The sequence below is a fragment of the Streptomyces sp. GDS52 genome, assembly GCF_052246875.1.
GTDB lineage: Bacteria > Actinomycetota > Actinomycetes > Streptomycetales > Streptomycetaceae > Streptomyces > Streptomyces cathayae.
In genome coordinates, this window is the sequence record NZ_JBQQCR010000002.1 from 94,800 (window position 1) to 113,260 (window position 18,461).

The 18,461-nt window shown below is 67.0% G+C and carries 14 protein-coding genes and 1 pseudogene; 10 read left to right on the forward strand and 5 right to left on the reverse strand.

Annotation, left to right across the window (positions count from 1 at the left end; genetic code table 11):
• The first annotated feature begins 100 nt into the window (after positions 1 to 100).
• On the forward strand, positions 101 to 1,264 hold the full coding sequence (locus ACTWJ9_RS31100) for a three-Cys-motif partner protein TcmP (RefSeq protein WP_443296015.1): 1,164 nt from the start codon (positions 101 to 103) through the stop codon (positions 1,262 to 1,264).
• On the opposite strand, the gene ACTWJ9_RS31105 is transcribed toward ACTWJ9_RS31100, so the two are convergent.
• Positions 1,236 to 1,991: a DUF5131 family protein gene (locus ACTWJ9_RS31105; RefSeq protein WP_443296016.1), complete on the reverse strand. Its 756-nt coding sequence runs from the start codon at positions 1,989 to 1,991 to the stop codon at positions 1,236 to 1,238. The genes ACTWJ9_RS31100 and ACTWJ9_RS31105 overlap by 29 nt on opposite strands.
• A 659-nt stretch (positions 1,992 to 2,650) precedes the next feature.
• Complete coding sequence (locus tag ACTWJ9_RS31110; RefSeq protein WP_443296017.1) at positions 2,651 to 4,102, reverse strand: hypothetical protein; 1,452 nt, start codon at positions 4,100 to 4,102, stop codon at positions 2,651 to 2,653.
• Positions 4,103 to 4,250: 148 nt separating this feature from the next.
• Between ACTWJ9_RS31110 and ACTWJ9_RS31115 the strand changes: the two are divergent.
• The 7 genes and pseudogenes from ACTWJ9_RS31115 to ACTWJ9_RS31145 form a co-directional block, all read left to right on the forward strand.
• Positions 4,251 to 4,668 (forward strand): annotated as a pseudogene (locus ACTWJ9_RS31115) (transposase); the annotation flags it as partial.
• A gap of 592 nt (positions 4,669 to 5,260) precedes the next feature.
• On the forward strand, positions 5,261 to 6,292 hold the full coding sequence (locus tag ACTWJ9_RS31120; protein ID WP_443296018.1) for a hypothetical protein: 1,032 nt from the start codon (positions 5,261 to 5,263) through the stop codon (positions 6,290 to 6,292).
• Positions 6,293 to 6,855: 563 nt separating this feature from the next.
• A complete protein-coding gene (locus tag ACTWJ9_RS31125; protein ID WP_443296019.1) occupies positions 6,856 to 7,569 on the forward strand; it encodes a TnsA-like heteromeric transposase endonuclease subunit in 714 nt (237 codons plus the stop codon).
• Positions 7,566 to 9,686, forward strand: a complete 2,121-nt coding sequence (locus ACTWJ9_RS31130; RefSeq protein WP_443296020.1) for a transposase — start codon at positions 7,566 to 7,568, stop codon at positions 9,684 to 9,686. The genes ACTWJ9_RS31125 and ACTWJ9_RS31130 overlap by 4 nt, the downstream gene beginning before the upstream one ends.
• Positions 9,674 to 10,708: an AAA family ATPase gene (locus tag ACTWJ9_RS31135; RefSeq protein ID WP_443296021.1), complete on the forward strand. Its 1,035-nt coding sequence runs from the start codon at positions 9,674 to 9,676 to the stop codon at positions 10,706 to 10,708. The genes ACTWJ9_RS31130 and ACTWJ9_RS31135 overlap by 13 nt, the downstream gene beginning before the upstream one ends.
• Before the next feature lie 133 nt (positions 10,709 to 10,841).
• Positions 10,842 to 11,978: a TniQ family protein gene (locus ACTWJ9_RS31140; protein WP_443296022.1), complete on the forward strand. Its 1,137-nt coding sequence runs from the start codon at positions 10,842 to 10,844 to the stop codon at positions 11,976 to 11,978.
• 136 nt (positions 11,979 to 12,114) lie between these two features.
• Positions 12,115 to 13,311, forward strand: coding sequence for an endonuclease domain-containing protein (locus ACTWJ9_RS31145; RefSeq protein WP_443296023.1), 1,197 nt, complete (start codon positions 12,115 to 12,117; stop codon positions 13,309 to 13,311).
• Positions 13,312 to 13,419: 108 nt separating this feature from the next.
• On the opposite strand, the gene ACTWJ9_RS31150 is transcribed toward ACTWJ9_RS31145, so the two are convergent.
• From ACTWJ9_RS31150 to ACTWJ9_RS31160, 3 genes are read right to left on the reverse strand one after another with little or no spacing between them, the layout of a single operon-like run.
• A complete protein-coding gene (locus ACTWJ9_RS31150) occupies positions 13,420 to 15,261 on the reverse strand; it encodes a hypothetical protein (RefSeq protein WP_443296024.1) in 1,842 nt (613 codons plus the stop codon).
• The gene (locus ACTWJ9_RS31155) at positions 15,254 to 15,715 is read right to left on the reverse strand and encodes an ABC-three component system middle component 2 (RefSeq protein WP_443296025.1); all 462 of its coding nucleotides are present in this window, start codon (positions 15,713 to 15,715) and stop codon (positions 15,254 to 15,256) included. Before ACTWJ9_RS31155 ends, ACTWJ9_RS31150 begins: the two co-directional genes overlap by 8 nt.
• Positions 15,712 to 16,803: an ABC-three component system protein gene (locus tag ACTWJ9_RS31160; protein ID WP_443296026.1), complete on the reverse strand. Its 1,092-nt coding sequence runs from the start codon at positions 16,801 to 16,803 to the stop codon at positions 15,712 to 15,714. The genes ACTWJ9_RS31155 and ACTWJ9_RS31160 overlap by 4 nt, the downstream gene beginning before the upstream one ends.
• A 393-nt stretch (positions 16,804 to 17,196) precedes the next feature.
• Between ACTWJ9_RS31160 and ACTWJ9_RS31165 the strand changes: the two genes are divergently transcribed.
• Complete coding sequence (locus tag ACTWJ9_RS31165; protein ID WP_443296027.1) at positions 17,197 to 17,331, forward strand: hypothetical protein; 135 nt, start codon at positions 17,197 to 17,199, stop codon at positions 17,329 to 17,331.
• Complete coding sequence (locus tag ACTWJ9_RS31170) at positions 17,328 to 17,639, forward strand: zinc finger domain-containing protein (RefSeq protein ID WP_443296028.1); 312 nt, start codon at positions 17,328 to 17,330, stop codon at positions 17,637 to 17,639. Before ACTWJ9_RS31165 ends, ACTWJ9_RS31170 begins: the two co-directional genes overlap by 4 nt.
• The last annotated feature ends 822 nt before the right edge of the window (positions 17,640 to 18,461 follow it).

Sequence of the window (18,461 nt, forward strand, 5' to 3'; positions counted from 1 at the left end):
GCGTCCTCCGCTGGCGGCGTGCGGGTATGCCGCCAGGCGGCGGTCTTTACGCTGAATGTTGCTGCGCTCACCATCTGTTAACAGGGGATGCGGCTGGCACGTGCCGGCCGCCGACCGTGGCGATCCTGAACAGGGGGCACGGATGGGCGTCTTGTGGAAGCTGGAGCCAGCGACCGCGGCCAAACACCGGTTGTACCAGCGGTACCTGGACGCCTGGTGGCCGATCCTGCTGCAAACCTCCCAGAGCACCGGCTACTCCCGGCCCCGGGTCACGCTCCTGGACGCGTTCGCCGGCCCGGGCCGCTACGAGGACGGCGAGCCCGGCTCGCCGATGTTCGTCCTGGACCGCCTGCTGCATCATGACGCGGTCGACCGCATGCACCTCAGCCCTCGGCGGGTGCATTTGATATTCATCGAGAAGGACCGAGCGCGCCACGAGCACCTCCTGGCGGAACTCATCTCCCGCTTCGGGCCGTTGCAGGACCTTCCGGTACGGGTGGAGGTCCGACGCGGCGAGGCGGGCCGCGACAGTCTCGCAGTCCTTGATGAGCTCGGGGCCTGGGGCAACCCGATCCTGGGGATCTTCGACAGCTGGGGCAGCGTCAACGTGCCGTTGCACGTGATGTCCCGCATTGCCCGCAACCGCTCCAGTGAAGTCATCACGACCTTCGGACCCAACTGGTTCAGCCGCCGCGAGGAGCTCAACGCCGACATCCTCGACACGGTCTTCGGCGGCCGCGGCTTCTGGTCCGCGGCCGCCGACGAGCTACACCCCGACGAGAAGTGGCGTGCGTGGCTGCGCACCTACCGGGACGCGCTGCGCCGGGCCGGCTTCGGTTACCAACTGCAGTTCGAGCTCGTCCCCCGCACTGGGCAGCCCCTCTACCTCGTCTTCGGCACCGGTAGCCCCGCGGGCCTGAAGGCGATGAAGGACGCCATGTGGAAGGTCGACGGCCTCGATGGCGAGAGCTTTCGCGACCCCCGCACCCGAGGTGCCAAAGCTGACGGCCAGCTTGACCTGTTCCAGGCTGCAGGTCTGATCGACGACGAGCTGGTCGAACTGGTCGCCCAGCGCCTGGCTGCCGGAGCCACCGCGGTGGAGGCAATCGGCGAGTGGCTGCTAACGGAGACCGCCCGCTGGATGCCGAAGCACGCTTTGAAGGCGGCCCGGCAGATGCGGCAGGACGGCGTGATCGCCGTCCTGTCCCCGGGCAAGCTCACGACGAAGAGCCGGATCAGCCTGCAGGCACAGGTTCGGGCATAGGCATCTGGTCCCAGGTCCGGCCCTGCAGATGTCGACCGGATGCCTTCGGGGTTCGACCGCCCCACTGCTTGAAGAAGAAGGCCACGTCGGCCTGTAGGCAGACGTCCCGGATCCCCGTGACCCACTCCTGCTCCATCGGGCGGAAGCGGGGGCCGGACTCGCCTCCAGCGATCACCCAGTGAATGCCCGCCAGATCCAGCCCGTCCAGAGACCCGAGCAACGGCTCGCACGACAGGAACCGCACCGCGGCCGGAACCTGCCGCAGGTCATCGATACGCGGGAGTTCCTTCGTGCTCTCCACGGACACGCCCATCCACAGGTTGGCCGGCCACTTCAGTCGGTCGGCGACCTGCCGCAGTCGGCGCGCCCGCTTCGTGAGCACCTGATAAGTGTGCTGCGGGGTCTGCGCGATGATGTCGAAGACCTGCTCGACGTAGTCCAGCGGGACGCGGGCGTGCAAGAGATCCGACATCGAGTTCACAAACACCGTGCGCGGCGCCTTCCAGCCCAGTGGCACCCGCAGCGCATCCGGGTGCACGGTCAGGCCGAAGCCGGGGCCGGAGGTGCGGGAGTCTCCGTCGTTCTGGTATTTCGCCGACCCCATGGCCTTGAGCCGCTTCGCCAGCGTCAGGGCGTAGCAGTTGTCGCATCCGTCCGAGACCCGGTCGCAGCCGGTCGTGGGATTCCACGTCGCCTCGGTCCACTCGATCGAACTGCGGTCACTCACCCGTCGGCTCCCCATCCCCTGCGGTCACGGCCGCCCGCAAGCCTGGTCGTACAGCCCGTGGCGTGTCCAACGAGCCATCAGGCCGCTAGTCATCGGCATCCAACCATTCGCCGCCGCAGGCCGTCACAGCTTCCCCTAAATAGAACATGTGCACCCTTTTTCGTGGCGGTACGCCCGCCGCGAACCAGCCATTCGTCTCGGGCGCAGCCCCCCTCTTTGACCGTGTCCCGCGGTATGAGGTCTGCGTGCCCGTCGTCGACAGCCGACACCCGCTCCCCGTTGGCGCACTCCGCCGTTACTACCGATGTGTAATGGCCGCGGTGACATTTGCGTGCAAAGCAGCGACCAGGCTGTGTCGTCCGTGAGCATGCCTCGCTGGAGGAGCTGCTCGACGCTCGTTCCATGTCGCCGGGCCATCTCGCAAAACGCGTCCCGTTACCGCTGCCAGTCCAAAGCGCGGCTACTGGCGGATTGACGAACGTATTCCTGCGCCGACGTGCCCAGCACGGCGGCATTCTCACGGATGGCGGCCTGCTCCTCAGTCGTCCACCGCATACAGTCCTCCCAGCTGATGAGGTCGTTTCGCCCAGCCTTCGTCCTCTCCCCGGCATTCACCCTGAGGCAGAGAACGACCAAGCTGCAACGACGATAACTTCCCGTCAGCCGGAAGAGCTGAGGCGGTCGAGCCAGGCGCGGGCTGCGCTGGCTGCACGGCGGATGACCTGTTCGTCGGCGCCGACCCTGGTGATCACCCCGACGCTGCGGTTGAGGCGCGCGTTCACCTGCCGATGTGTGGTGCCTGTCGCTTTGACCAGCTCGTTGACCATAGCCACCAGCCGGGCGTGGGGATGTGGCCCAGTGTCAGTTTCACCCTCATGTTCCCAGTGCCACTCGGGTTCAGCGTCGTCCATCGACTCTTGTTTCTCGCAGTCGGTGCAGAACTCGAGAATCCCCTCGACCTGCGCTTGCCCGCAGCTCACGCACACCCACCCGTCGCAATTTGCGCACGTCACCAAGGCTCCGTCGGAGTCATGGGCCAATGCACGCTCCTGCGAAATGCACTCGCCGATGCACGGCCGCGACGTGGAGTTGAGATCCGCTGCAGGCTTTGGCATGTCTCCGTGGGTCTCGCGCCCAGCGAGCTCTGCCCTCCAGCGGGCCCCGTTCTCTGTCCCGGACCGGTCGCGGGCCTGCTGGCAGGCCGCCCACTCCTCAGAGGTGAGGTGACCGGCGCAGGCGGCTACAGGAGCAGGAAGGTCGTCGTAAGCTGGCCATTCGGCAGCCGCGCGGCGGCATCGGCGACCAGTGGTCTTGCCGTAACGGGTGCACCCTGACAGCCAGCCCTCAACGACGTCCTCGCTGCTAGGGGTGGGGGAAGCTTGCTTGGCGTGGGTCTTAGATGTCTGGCTGGATGTCGCTTCCTTGGCCAGCCTCGCTTGCAGGATCTGTCGCCAGTCGTCACCGATCTCGGGAAGCGCAGGCGCGGCGGTAATGCCATTGATCTCCAGGCCATGCCGCCTTGCCACATGCTCGAACACCGGCTGGATGGCTGCGTTGACGTCGTCGGTGAACCGGGAAACAAGGTATGGCGGCACGATGAGGATGGCGGTTTCTCGGTCCCCGGACCGGTTTTTGCGGACTAGTTCCACGTCCTCTACATCCGCCAGGAAGGCAGCGGCCCGGTTGTTGCCCTGCTCATGCATCAGGAACGCCGTCTGGCCTAGAACGCGATGCAAGGTGGATTTCACTGGCTCCTCCGGCCGCGGGGACGGGGCAGGAGCCGTGACGGCGACGGACAAGTGTACTGGCGTCGCTGGGCTTTCCGGCGTGGGATGTCCGGGAGCAGGTGGTGCCTTCTCAACGACCGGCTCGACGAAGACCGGATGGTTGAGGACCTCTTCAAGCGCTTCCTCGAGCACGCTGAGCGAGTCCGAGCTGACGAAGTTGTCCAATGCGCCCTGATTGACCAAGGTCAGTATCAGTGTGGCGCCGTCGTAGGAGACCACTTCCGCGTTCTGGCTCAGCAGAATCCAGGTGAACCGCCGCCGTACCTTCGCTGCTTCCAGCACTTGCGGCCACATCTCCTGCATGGCCGCCGTCCTGTCCGCCATCCCGCCTCCCTTACGTAATGCACTTTCAACAAGGTAGAGATAGGCACTGACAACCAGCTTGGTCTTTAACGTCCGACGTCGAATGGTGCGTCGAACTTGATCACTCGGTTCGGTAACCGGCATACGCGGAGGCGGTCTTCGTCTGGACATGTGCTCCGACCAAGGAACACACACGTCCAGCACGAGGGCCGTGAGGACAAGCCTGCTGCATCACGATGCCCAGCGGGAACCGTTGGCGGAACTGTCATGCCTCCGGGGCGAGTCCTCCTCCTGCCTCACCGCTCGTTCGGACGCGTTGTTCGAGCTGGCTGATGCTGTCCTGTACGGCGACGGGCCGGCGAGGTCGCTGGCCGAGCTGCCGCTGACGGGCGAACATCGCCACGGGCCACGGCAGGTTCTACGCCGCCGTGGCCCGTGGACGGATCGATGCCGGCCGGCTGCGGCAAGCACCGGCCCAAGTGCCGCTGCCGCGGGTCGTTGACGGCCGGCCGGTCCTGACTGTCGACGTCACCTGCTGGCTGCGGCCCGAGGCCCACACCTCGCCGGAACGGCTCCTGTGTCATACCTGCGCCCACCTCGCCGGCTTCCATTGGTTTCCTCGCGTCTTATCGGTGTGCACAGCGGCGGGCTTGTCACGGGTGGTGAGTAGGCGGATGCGCCGTATGCGAAGGGTTGTGGTTGCGGCCTTGGCGCCAGCAGGGCAGGTGTGCCCGACGGCGTACGGGCCTGATGTGCCTGGCGCGGATGGCGTGTCGGACACGTCTCGAACTTAAAGCGGGCTCGCAGCGCGACGCGATCCTTTCGGTCATTTGTTCCCATGTATTGCCGGGACTCAACGCGTGTAGCAGCGGTCGTCCACCGTCTGTCCTCCGGTCGTCGGGCCCTGGCTGGATGTCCGTCTCGCCGATGGCCACCGGCTGGATGTTTCGCCTCGTCTTGTTGTTCACAGCACCATCGATGCAGGTTAGAGCGCTCTTTTATCGAGCAAGGTGCAAGCTCAGGCCCGCGTCTTTACGGAGGGGCCGGGGCACTGTAGAGGTAGGGTCTGACAATGCGGCCGCGCGGCTGGCGCGGCGGGGATGGCGTGAAGTTTCGGCTACCGCCCGGTACCGGGACGGACACTGCAGCGTTGCCGGACAGGTACGCCAGGATGCACCCATGAGTCTCACCTCGTCCCTCAAGGAACCGACGTCGGCGCTGTCGCGGTTCCTCACCGAGCATCTGCCTGATGTCGATGGCCTGTTGTCCGATTACCGCAGGCGCCTGGCCCGTTATCCGGCACCGGTTGGCCCCGCTGCCGGTGCAGGACGGCAACCGGAGTACCGGATGCTGGGCCGCACGATCGACCACAGGCTGCGGATCAGTCTCGGAGCGTCCACCGGTCAGCCGGTCAAAGACGGGGTCGTGCGGACGGTTCTCGACGACGACTGCTGGCCGGCCCCCGACGTCATCAGCACGGTGCAGGCAGCGGGGGCGGTGCTGCTGAAGGAACTGGACCGGTACGAAAGCAGCGACGGCCAGCCGCTGGCACTCGACTCCGAGACGGAGGACCGTCTGGTACGGCTGTGCCACGTCGCCTCGAGCTTCGAGGCAATCTTCCGCAACGGGGGGTGGGTGCAAGGCAACAGCCTGGGTTACACCCGGCCCGGAGCGACGCTGGATGAAATCGTCGATGCCGTGCCTCCCTACATCGTTGACGACATCCGCCGGCAGATGGCGTTGGCCGCACATCCCGGGCCCTTCGACAGCTTGCGGCAGCTGCCTGCAGCGCAGCGGCTCTGTGGCCCCGTCTTCGACGGCAGCATGCATGTGGGAGGGGCTGACGCCGACTTCATCCTCCACCGGCAGCTGATCGACTGCAAAGCCACCATCCGCCCCGAGCGGATAGGCCGCGAGGCGCTCTACCAGCTGGCTGGCTACCTGCTGCTCGATTACAGCGACAGCTACTCCATCGAATCCGTGGCACTGTACCTGTCCCGCCAGGGCGCCCTCATCGACTGGCACGTCGCGGACTTCCTTGGCTTCATGGGCGCACGGCTCGAGCTGCCCGATCTGCGCGCCGCCTGCCGGTACGCGCTGACCGATGGCGCGGTCGGCACACCCCCGCCGCCGGAGGGCCAACGCCGCCCGCTCCCCCGCCCGCGCAATGCACCCCCGGTCCAGGACACGCTCTTTGGCAGTCTGTCCTGATCTACTGTGGCTACGGCAGTCAGGTAAGCGAAAACGGGCTTTCGTGTGCCTATCGTGATCGCCCATGCCGACGACCACTGCGCGACAGGACCTGCCGGGTGACCTGAGCCGGGCCAGGAGCTTGAGCGGCAGCTGGGCTTCTTGGTGGGCCTGACCAGCGGGGTGCTGCAGAGCTTCCTCATGAGCGCCACTGCGCTGTGCGTGCCCTTGCAGGTACTCGGGTGGGAGTCCTGTCCATGTTTCGGGCGACGGTAGGACCCCACTGCGCGGCGTTGAAATGGCCTGTGCCTGAGCCGCGTTGTTTTCTCTTCTCGCAGCCGTGCGGTGCTTTTGGGCGTAAGCGCGGCGTGCTGGCCATGACTCGCCGTCGTGGGCCAGGGCCAGTTTCTTCTGCGGCACCGTGTCTTGGGCAGCTGCCTCGACTCTCAGCCGGTGTCTTTCATCCTGATTTCCTCCTGTGTACATGAGAGTTGTTCGTGATCCCTTTGTCTTCCGCAGCACAGCAGCAGCCTGGACTCACGGCCGCACTCGGCATCGGCCGTCGCTCAGCTGATCCGGCGCGTATGACGGCCCGGTTCGTGGATCCTGCCGGAGTCGAGTGTGAGGTGCCGTGGCTGGAGGCTGCCGGGGAGCGTGTGCTGGAGGGGTGTCTGCCGATACGGGCGTTTCCGGTACTCAAGGGCCGGCGCACGGCGCCGGGCTGGTGGTGGTCGGCTACTGACCGGCGCCTGGTGCACTACGGCTTCAAGGCCATGCGCACGCAGGTCATGATGCTGGACCACGACCCGGGGGTTGCGGCGTTGGCCTGTCGGCCGGTGGAGTTGGTGTGGCGTGGCCGGGGCGGAAAGGTTGTGTCGCACGCGCCCCATTTGATGGCACGTCTGACGGACGGCAGTGGACTGCTGGTTGATTGTGCGAGTCAGTCCGGGGCGGGCCGGCGGCTGGTCCGGCGGGCTGCGCACGTTGAGGCTGCGGCCGCTGCGGCGGGCTGGCACTACCGGTTGGTCGGGCCGCCGTCGCCCGTGGTGGAGGCCAATGTGCGCTGGCTGGCCGGGTATCGGCATCCGCGGTGTGCCGGGGGCCGGTTGCAGGAGGTCGCCGCGTGCTTTCGCACACCGTTGCCTTTGCTGGAGGGGGTTCGGCGGCTGGGCGATCCGATTGCGGTGTGGCCGTCGGTGTTTCACGCCCTGTGGGCCGGCGTGCTGAGTGTGCCGTTGGAGCGCGTGCTGCACGAGCGGACCGTCGCAGTGGCCTCGGGGGCGGAGGCAGTGTGGTGAGCCGGCCGGTACTCGACATCGGTATCGGTGTGCGGCACGGCGGCCGGGAGTGGACCGTCGCTGGGGTCGAAGGATGCATGACGGGCGGTGCGCGGATCTGGCTGGCCGGCAAGGACGGGGACGGTTCTTTGGCGGTGTTCGGTCTGACTGAGTTGCTCGGCGATCCCGGCTTCGCCATGGCGGGCGGGCCGCGGCGTCTGCGGGTGCCGCAGATGGGGTTGTTGTCGACCGTGTCCGAAGCGGAGCAGTGGCGTGCGTTCGCCATTGAGCAGCACGTCCGTGAGGTCGAGACCGGGTGTCCCATCCCGGGCGGTGTCGGCCCGGGGAAGCTCGAGTTCGACCCTGCGTCCACGACGCTGGCTCAGCGGGAGCAGGCCAAGGCGGGGGAACTTGCTGCGCTGGGCTGGAAGAACGTCAGTCGGGCGACGGTGCGCAGGTGGCGCACCCGTTACCACTCGGACGGGGTATGGGGGTTGGTCCGTAAGCGCCGTGGTTCGACGCGGCTGGAACGGGCCGATGACCGGGTCGTGGAGGCGCTGTGTGCGCTTCTGCCCCATGAAGCTCTGCGTTCTCGGTCGCGGGGGTGGAAGAAGCGGATGCGGCGGGAGGTGCAGTGGTGGCTGGAGGATAGGCACGGCGAGAAGGTGGTGGAGGTTCCCCCGCCGTCCACGTTCAACAAGCTTCTCGATGCGGTGGAGGTTTCCCTCGGCTTGGAGGGGACGGTGAGGCAGCGGCGTGCCCGCGCTGCGCGTCCGAGTCCGCCGTTTCGGCCGACGCTGGCGCTGCGTCCGGGGGAGTTGGTGATGCTCGACAGCACGCCGCTGGACGTGCTGGTCGTCCTGGACGACGGCGTGGTGGGACGGCTGGAGTTGACCACCGCCGTTGATGTGGCGACGCGCAGCATGTGGGGGGTGCTGCGGCCGGCGGGAAGCAAGCTGACCGACGTGGCGGTGCTGCTGGCCCAGATGATGACACCGCTGGTGATGCGGCCCGGCTGGTCTGCGGCGCTGTCGATGGCCGCGTCGGTTGTGCCGCACGAGCGGCTGACCGGTGTGGATGAGCGTCTGAAGGATGCGGCGGCCCGGCCGGTGATCATGCCCGAGACGGTCGTGGTCGACCAGGGCAAGGTGTTCATATCGGCGGCCACTCGGGCCGCGTGCGAGAGCCTGGGGATCTCTGTGCAGCCCGTGCCTCCGGCCAACGGGCCGGCCAAGGGGCATGTGGAGCGGCCGTTCGGTTCGGTCAATTCGCTGTTCTGTCAGTGGTTGCCCGGCTATACCGGTTCGAACGTGGGTGAGCGCGGCTCCAAAGTCGATCAGGAGCAGCTGTGGACCGTGCCCGAGCTCCAGGCGTTGTGGGATGAGTTCCTCGTGCACTGGCATCACCGCCCGCATGCGGGTTTGCGTCACCCACTGATGCCGAAGAGGGCGCTCACCCCCAACCAGATGTGGGCGGCGCTGCTGCCGGTCACAGGGTACGTGCCGGTGCCTTTGTCGACGGAGGACTTCGTGGAGCTGCTGCCGGTGCGTTGGCAGGCGATCACCGACGCCGGCATCCGGTTCGGCTACCGCACCTACGATGACGCCTGCCTCAACGGCCACCGCGGACAGGATTCCGGGGTGCGGGCGAAGCGCGGCCTGTGGGAGGTGCACTACAACCCCTACGACCCCGTCCGGATCTGGGTCCGGCTCCCGGAGGGGTTTCGTGAGGTGGGGTGGATCCATGCTACTTCGGTCAGTCTCCCGTTCACGCATCATGTCTGGGAGCACATCTGCAAGGTGGTCGAGCGCACCGGCTCACGCGAGGAACATGAGGCCGAACTGGCTCTGGCCCTTGACCGTTTCCTCAGGCGGGCCGCCCGCAAGGAGAAGCTGTCCGCCGTGGAGCGGCGGGTGGTGGCGAAGTCGCGTGCTTCGGGCGCGGTGCCGGTGCCCGCGGGCGAGGTCAACGTGCTGGACGTGCCCGCACCCTCGTTCGGGCTGGCCGGCGTATACGCGGCGCCCGACGTCGACGACGAGACCGTACCCGACGAGGACGACAACATCTTCGGTCTCCCCGATGAGCCGTCGCTCATCGTCAGCAACCTGAACCCAGAGGACGACCAATGGCTGCCGTAACCGCCGTCGCAGGCGACGACTTCTTCGACGACGACGTCACTCCCGGCGCGGTCACGAACTGCGCCCTGTGGCAGGCAGACGTCTCCCGCCCGCGTAAGGCTGCGCCGCCGGTGGACGATCCGTCCTGGAACCGCAAGAGGCTGTTGGACTACCACTCCGAGTTCGTCACCCTCAAGACACGTTCCATGGACCAGGCACTGACACAGCTGAAGCTGACGCTGCTGGTGAACAACCGGCAGCGGGGAACCGCCCGGCGCGGCCTCATTGTGTCCGGGCCGCCGGGAGCGGGAAAGTCGACGACGCTCATGGAACTCGGCCGGGCCTTCGAACTGAGCGAACGACGCCGCCAGCCGGACCACGAGGGCTACATGCCAGTGGCGTTCGCCTCCATCCCGCCCACCTATACGCCCAAGAGTCTGGTCCAGGTCCTTGCCCGGTTCGCCTGCATCCCCGTCCACGACCGGATGACCGAGAACACCATCACCAACGCGGTGTGCCACGTACTGTGCGAGCGGCGTACCCGGCTGGTGTTCATCGACGACGTGCATCTGCTCAACACCCGTACCCGGCCCGGCGCGGACACCTCCGATCAGCTCAAGATGCTTGCAGAGCGGGTGCCTGCGACGTTCGTGCTGGCTGGTGTCGACGTGGAGAACTCTCCGCTGCTGACCGGGCCTCGCGGCGCCCAGCTCGCCGCCCGGTGCAAGATCCTTCGCACTCCCCCGCTCCTCAACGGCACCCCTGAACAGAAGGCCAGCTGGCGCGAGCTGCTGGGGGATATGGAGATGGCCCTGCGGCTGGCCCGTCACCGGACCGGAACGCTGGCGCGCCACGCCGACTACATCCACCGGCTGACCGGCGGTGTGATGTCCAGCCTCTCTCACCTCATCCGGGAGGCCGCGATCCGTTCCGTCCTGGACGGGAACACCGCGATCACGAAGCAGCAGCTGTCGCAGGTGGTGCTCGACATCCAGGCCACGAACGCGGCACGCGCCAGCCGCCGGCAACGCCGCAACGGCTAGCCGACCGTCCCGGGGTGCCCGCCGCCCGGGAGGTCTCTCCTCGTCTCTTCTCACATTTCCCTCTTCTTTACGGGGTGCACCGGCCATGGTCGGCGCCTTGCCCTGCCCTCATTGCTGTCTGCCGCAAAGGACGATGCCGGTGCACTCCCCCGCTCCAGCGCCCACGCTCGTTCGGATCCCGCCCGTGGCGCGGGAACTGACCGGCTCGTGGATCCGGAGAACGGCCGCCGCATACGGACTGCCGGTCCAGGACCTGCTACGGGGAATCCTGTGCGGCCCGCATCGTGTGCAGGTGACGGGCGCCCCGGGCACCGGTCGGGAACTGTTCCTCAACGCGCCGGCGCGCAGAGCCCTGGCCCGGTTCACCGGTCTCCCCCTCTCCCGGCTCACCGGTCTGCTGCCCGGTCTCGCCGCCACGCACGGCCAGCTCGTGGACGACGAGGTGCCGCGAGCGATGTGGTCCGTGCCGTGTGAGGCGTGGGTGGGGGCCTGCCTCAGGTGTACCGGGCGGGCCTGGCGGCCCGAGCAGCCCGTGCTGGTGTACCCGGGAGCTGCCGGTCAGGTCTGCTGGCGCCATCGGCGCTGGCTTCTCGCGCACGCCGGAAAGCCGGCGGATATCCCGCTGGAGCCCCTGCCCGAGATCCTTGCGGCTCACCGGCACCACGTCGCGCTCGTGCGGACTCACCCGCGCGGCGGGGACGTGGTGGCCCTCGCCGCAGCGGTGGTGTGGTCATGGCAGGTGCAGAAATGGAAGTCGGAGACGATCTGGCGGAACCGGGCGCGCCGGCTGGCCGCGGTCACGGGGTGCACGCCGGTGGCGGTGGTGCCGCATGCGCTGCTGGTCTATCCGGAAACGATTGCCGTCGCCCGGCTGCTCGGGGACTGGCGCTGGCAGCAGCGCCTGCGCGCGAGCGTCGCGGCCGCGGGAGCTGCCGCGGCAGCGGGGGTGTTCCTCCAGGAGGTCGGCCGCCGGATCGGCAGGCCGTGGCTCGCGGACTGGCTGAGTGCCCGTACCCGGGTCCATCCCCGGGAAGCCGCACAGACGGATCCGCTGCGGCGGTGGCTGCTCACCGCAGCAGACGGCACCAGCGGTGACGGCCTGTGGACGGTTGCCCGAGCTGCGGCGCGGCCTACCGAGTACAGCGACCGCGCCAGTCTCCTCACCGACGGCCGCCCCCGCACCGTGGTCGAGGAGGCCAGGGCCGCTTCCCTGACCGGCGGATGGGAACCGATGCCTCCACAACGGCCTGGGGCCGCACCGTGTCTGTGACGTTCTGGGCATCGCGGCAGGTTCATCCGGCCCTTCAGCGCGGGCTGCGCAGCACCGGCATCCGCGGACCGCCGCGGGCCCCTCCGCACAGCCCCGCCCGCCCTCCTCCCCCAACACGTGCAAGGAAAGACACACCATGCCGATGATCAGCCCCGAATACGCGGGCCGGCTGCTAGAGGAACTCACCGCCGGCTGCCCCGTTCCGGCGGCCCCTGCAGAGATGTCCCGCTACGCCTTCCAGACCAGCGACCACGTGCTCATCGGAGATGTTGCCGTCCGCGGCTACAAGCACAAGAACCGGTGGCGACTGGACGAACGAGACATCCGCAAGGCCGGCGAAAAGCTCGCCTCGCTCGCGATCGACCTCGGCGACCTGGTCGACGCACGTCTCCCATCCGCCGAACACGGGCGCACGTGGCGTTCGCAGATCCTGAACTGGTTCGTCAACGCCGCCTACGAGGACCAGTCTGCCAACGGCTGCCACTGCGAAGGCCAACAACCCTGCGGCCGCACCCGGCCGAACCAGCACGGACTGGGGTGCGGGGCAACCCGGGAACAGGTCGAGGCACGCTACGGCCAGCAGGCCATCGCGTTCACCAGGCCCCTGCCACTGCTGACCTGGTCCGGCACGACCTGGATGGTCCCGCGCGCCTACGCCGCCCTCCTCGACCGGGCGGATCAGATCACCGCCCAGTCCGCCGAACAAGCTGCCCGCTGCAGCCGGTGCGGCGCCACCGGAGACATCTGGGAGTGGCGCACTTCCAGCGTCGTCGGCTACACCACACTGTGCCCGTCGTGCACCAGTGCCGCCGCCCGGCCGTACAAGGGCCATCTGCGGGGCAGGCTGTATGCATCGCTTCCGAAGAACTCACAGCCGGACGCGTTCCTGTGCGTACTGTGTACCGGTCCCCGGCAGGCCATGTACTGGGATCACTGCCACGAGCACGGATTCGTCCGCGGGCCGGTGTGCGCCAGCTGCAACACATACGAAGGCGGCGGCTACCGGTTCATCGACCGCCCGGGCGCGATGCAACATCTCCTGCGGTGCAAGGGCTGCCTGCGTGAACGGACCGTGCCCACGCGACACCACCCTGACATCGTGCTTCGCGGACTCGTCATCGAATCCCACGGTTCCTGCGCGCAACAGCCGCCCGCATGGGGCGAAGCACAGGAAGACGGCTCGGTCCGCTTCCGGCTCCACTGCTGGGGACACACGCCCCCGCAACAGTGGGAGCAGATCGTACCTACCTTCCAGGTCAGGCGCCTGGTGAGTGAGTTCGTCGACAAAACCTTGGAAGCCGACCCCGGCGCCCCTGCCCAGGGCTCCGACTGACTTCCTACCAAGGTCCGTTCAGGCCCCGCCATGGCCTGCGTCCTTTCCCATTGGTCGGCGCGAGACGCACCGCCCATGTCAGTGTGTGGCGCGCGGGAGCGTCGTCGATCAGCCGTTGTCCGGCGGCGCGGGGTGCGTTGCAGGAAAGAAGCCGAGCCTGCCCTCGTCTGAGCCGGTGAAGCGGTAGGAGGTGGCGGAGGAGAGCACGTCGGCCGGCGGGTCGCCGTTCTCGATGATGATTGCCTGGCCGGGGAAGACAGCCATGTGGCGGTAGAAGTGGTCAACGACATGTCCGGTGATGTCGACGTCCTCCCCCACCGGCTCCCGATAGGTGACGACTGGCGAGTCGAGCACGATGAACCCCAGGTGAGGGAGGTCATGCTCGATGCAGTACCGGGCAAGGGCGGTGGTGAAGGCGGAGTGCAGGACCGAGCGTACGCCCTTGCCTCGTCCGGCACGGGGTCGGCTCCCGGCGCGGATGTCGGCCGCGTACTGGTCGTACTCGGCGAAGTCGACAGCCGGTACCTTCCACGCCTCCAGGGTCTGCCGAAGCACGGTGTCGAAGGCGTTGAGCACACGGGTGGGGATATGTTCGGCCGGGCGGGTGGACGCGACAGCGCCTTCGCCGTCGAGTTTCGAGCGGCGGTCTTGCAGTTCATTGATGCGTGAGTGTAGTTCGAGTTCCCGTTCGACGGCCGAGCGAGCCGCGAGAAGTTCGTCCATATGTGCGCGTAGCGGTGAGAGTTGGTCTTCAGCCATGTCGATGTCCGTGTCGAGCTGGCTGGCTTGTCGCAGCAGTTCTTCTCTGCGGTCGCGGAGGGCGTCGAATTGGGTGCTCAGGTCGGTGATGGTAGGCAGGAGGTCAGCGAGCAGGGTGGTGGTCTTGACGGATTCAGCTTGAACGGCTTCGTGCAGTTGGGTGGTCTCCTGTGCGCTGTGGTCGGGGTGCTGGTGTTCGGGTTCGGCACCGCAGAAGACGCAGGTTCCCACGCGGAAGAAGCCCAGGAGGCTGCCAGCTTCGCTGACCATGGCGAGGCGTTCCAGGTCGGAGCGATATTGCTGTTCGAGGAGCCGGAACCGTGTGAGGAGGTCGGTGACTTCGGTCAGGCGGCTTTCGAGTGCGGCAAGTTCCTGGGATGTCTGCATGCGGCGGGTGACCACGGTGACGTGCCGGTCACTGATGACGCGCAGTGATTGCGACTGGGTGTCGACGGTGGTCTGGATGCGTGTCAGCCGCTGCTGGAGTTGTGTCTCGTTTTCCTGGGTGGTGAGTTTGCCGGTGAGGTCGAGGACGATCTGGTCCAAGAGGGTGATCTGGCCCTTGTTGACGCGGCGCTGACCTGCGTTGGGTCCGGTGCTGATGACCGGGTCGTCTTCGCCGGTGAGGAGGAACTTGATCACCGACGTGGCGGCGGTCTTGATGGAGGAGGCGTGGGAGCGCAGGACTGGGGAGAGCGGGTCGACCATGCGTGTCTCGGTGATCACGGCCAGGTACGCAAGATCGGGAAGGGTCAGCGCGCGGGTGCCGCCAGCTTCGTTCTTGCGGATGGTGACCTCGCCCAGCCCGAGCTCGTCCAGGAGGAACATCGACAGGCTACGGGTGCTGCGTGCGGTGTGGACCGCTGTCAGGTCCCGGTCGGGAGTTCGGGTCACCAGCTCCCTGAGGTCGGCGAAGTGAGCCTGCACCGCAGTGCTGCCGGGACGGCGTACCAGGGTGACGGGGTTGCCGCCGGGCATGCGCAGCCCGAGGAGGATCTGGCTGTAGCCCTCGGCCTCGGGAATGAGAGTGAGGTCGGCGCCGCCGAGCATGTACTCGATGGAGTCGACGATGAAGGACTTGCCTGTGTCAGAGGCACCGTAGATGACAGTGATGTCGTCGTCGAAGAATACGTGTGCGGTCGGCTTGCCGGAGCCGGCATAGGTGAGGTGGAGCAGTCGCAGGTCAGCCATGGGTGGCCCCGGACGTCAGGCGGCTCTCGGCAGGGCGGTTGATCAGCTCGCGGGTGGCCGTGTCCGTGTCGATGTGGGGCGCGTACTCGTGGACGGCCCATTCCGCTCGGTCGCGTAAACGCTCCACGTAGGGGGTTTCGAGGATGTCGATGAACGCCGGGCCTCGTTCCGTCGCCCGGTACTTCAGGCCGTCTTGGTGCGCTTCGATGCCAGCCAGGCCCGCTCGGATCAGGACCAGCAAGCCTTGTTCCAGGAGCCTGCGTTTCATTCCGAGTTCCCCGGTGCGGGCAGGCAGGTCCGGGTGCAGGCTCGGGGGGCCGTCGAACTCGGCGCTGTGCAGGAGGGCATAGTCGAGTACCACCAGCTGCGTCAGGTCCATCGGCTCGGGGTGACTCTCCGCGAGCAGAGCAAGCGCACGTACTCCGACCTCCAGCGGGCTGTTGAGCGGGTTCATGCGTGACCTCCCTGGCACCAGGTAAGCCGGTCATCGTTCGCCAGGTGGTGACATACCCCTTTCCGGTCCAAAGGTCTCACCTGTTTGGCGAGAATCGTCTCCGTCAGCGCGACTTGACCGGCCGCTGTCAGCACCGCCCGCAGACGCTCCCAGCCGTTTTGATGCAGGCCGTCCGCCACCTCCACGACAATGGTGTGCACGTCGTCGACGATGGCTTGGAAGTGCCCTTCAGGCGTCGAGTCCCGGGCGAACAAACGCAGAGATTCGGCACTGTAGAAGGCCTCCCGTTGCCGGTGGAGATGGTCGCGCGCCTGGGGATGGCCGACGGTCTTCTCCAGAGTGCCAACCTCGTCTCCCCATCGTTCCCGGTATACGTCGAGAAGCTGCTGGACGTAGCGAGTCTCGTCAGGGGTGTGCTCGTGGGGCGGCGCCATGATCTGCGGCCGGGCAGGCAGAGGCTGGTTGAACCGTTCCGCCCAGTGAGGGGTGGTGCGGTGCAACTCGAGCATGGCGTCCATGTCGATGGTCTCGAACCGGGAGAAGTCCGTGTTCGCCGCGAGGTCTCGCACTGCCTGCCGCTGGGCCGGGTCGAGGGACCTGATGACAGTATCGCCGGTGGTAGCGAGTTCGTCGAGGAACTTCGCTCGCGTTTCGGACGGCTTGGCGAACTGCCGGACCAGGGACCGGCCGATGATGGGCGCGGTGAAGATGTAGCGGCTGGGCAGGGTGTAATGGCCCTGGATGACGGCCGCGAACAGCTTGCGCATCTCGGGTGCCGCCTTCGACCAGGTCAGCGCGTCACCGTAATGCTTGCACTGGTAGTTGTGCCACTCCCCCTCCATCGCCTGCCGTGTCAGGTAGGCGGCGACGTCAACGCCGTGGTCTCCGGAACCTCCGTGCCGTTCCACGCGCGCGTACCGTGTACCCAGGGCGGGGACCCACTCCTTGACGAACTCCTCGAACTCGTCCGGGTCGTAGGCGAAGACCATCTTCTTCGGGCTCGGCTGGCTTGGGAAGTGCAACTGGGCGCCGGACAGCATCAGTTTCGGCGGAAGCGCCGACTCCGCCTCGGTGTCACCATCGAGCATCTCTTCCCCCTGTCGCCCCTACCCCGAGTGCTCGTCACAGGACAGCGAGGCAACACTTACCACCGCGCATGCGGTGGACAAAGAACCCTTGCACGCTGCTGGTAATGATCAAGCCACCTGCTTCGGACAGAACCGGCATAACTGTTCCTGGCCGCCTGTGTGCACGGCGGGCGTACACGGGCACGCGAGGGGCCGGCGTCGGCGCGGAAACCGTGCTGGTGCTCACTGGTCTGTCCATCACCTGGGTATTCGTGCCGACCTCTCCTGCAGCCGCACGCCCGACCAGCCCCGCCGCTGACCCCAGCCCGACACGTTAAGCGGCGTCAACCGGTGGTACGGCGAGATCTTCACAACGGCACTGACGGACCGTCGCAGTACGGAAGGATGACCGCCATGACCGACGCTCCAGTCAACCCTCTCCAGTTCGCCTCCGACCTCGCCACTCTCAAGGCGGACCTTGCACACTCGGTGCAGGAGTACCAGCCGATCGAGCACCAGGACCCCGCTGCCCTCGGTTTCTCACGGTGATTCACGAGTTGGCTTCTGGCACCGACTCGACGATCGCCGTAGCCAAAGCAATGGATGCGTACAACGGTCTGAAGGGCCGGAAGCGCGAGAACGAAGAGGCGACCGAGAGACAACGCTGCCAGGACGACCAATACCTCGCAGCCGACGAAGAGATCACGCGGAAGGTCTCTTGCCCGACCTGTGGCTCCGAGGCACGTATGAAGTGCCGAGGCACCGGGGTCTCCGGCGGTTTGAAGAAGAAGAGCCACACGGACCGCTACCAACTTACTCGCAGCCTCGGTCCCGACGACAGCAAAGGGCGCTCATGACGCAAACAGACGACCTGGTGCAGTTCCTGCGCGACCGGAGCGCTGAACGCGTCGCCAACGACCCATCGCGAGGACTCCCAAAGGAGCGAGGATGGGACGCCCTCTTCGAGATGTACGACCGAGCGGTGAAGGCTTCCCAGGCACCCGACGCGCTTACGCGAATCGGCGGCGGCCCGGTCCTAACCGTGCTGGACGAGGTATTCCGGCGCCTGGCCCTGGAGCACACCAGCCATGAGGACTACCGCTTGCAATGGCGACCGCGGGACACGTAGGAGGTGCCGCTGACAACCGGTCGGCTCTGTGTCGCGCTCACACCAGCCCCATTTCTCGTCGTCGCTGCGCGGAGCGGGGTGCACGGCGCCGAGCCGGGCCGCTGCGGGAGGCGTGGTACTTGGCCACTTTGGCGTAGACGGCGAGGAGCCGCAGCGGATGCTGCGTGACGAACGCTCGAGTCTCGATGGTGCGGGGGCTGAGCAGTGTTGGTACCCGTCCACCACAGTAGCCTCTGCGGTGGACGGGCATGGGGTTAGCGCCGTCGCCGTTGCCACCAGCGCTGTTGTGCGCCGGTTGAGGTGCTGGCTGTTGCGCCATGGTCGGCGTGAGTGAGCGGAGCGGTGAGGGTGACGGGTGAGTTGTCGCCGGTGGTGATGCTGATGTTCTGGACGGCCCTGTTGACCTGTTCAGGGGTAGGTGTGCCGGATCCAGCCGACATCGTGGAACGCAGTTGGGTGCGGCTCTTCTGGAGGGAAGGGCTGAACTGGGAGAACGCTGATCGGGCTGTGGGGTGGGCTGCTCGTCTCTACCGTTGTGGTGGAGGAGGGG